At 48.5% G+C, this 235-nt stretch carries 1 pseudogene; it reads right to left on the reverse strand.

From position 1 onward, the window contains the following. Nucleotides 1–172: pseudogene (locus AAEY79_RS16420) on the reverse strand (1-deoxy-D-xylulose-5-phosphate reductoisomerase); the annotation flags it as partial. Between the last annotated feature and the right edge of the window lie 63 nt (nt 173–235).

The raw sequence follows: 235 nt of genomic DNA on the forward strand, positions 1-235 counted from the left end.
TAAATAACTCACCCGACATAACCAGAGCTTCTTTGTTGGCTAACAACACCCGCTTACCTGCTTTAACAGCGTCAAATGTCGGTACTAAACCCGCTGCACCAACAATAGCGGCCATAACGGTATCAGTGCGACTGTCGGTCACTAACGCATTTAACGCCTCAGCACCTGTAGTCACTTGAGTGATACATCCACTAGGCAATAACGATTTAAGCTCCATGGCGGCGCTCTCATCCAC

This window comes from Psychrobacter sp. GW64-MNA-CIBAN-0177 (genome assembly GCF_040309585.1).
GTDB classification, from domain to species: domain Bacteria; phylum Pseudomonadota; class Gammaproteobacteria; order Pseudomonadales; family Moraxellaceae; genus Psychrobacter; species Psychrobacter okhotskensis.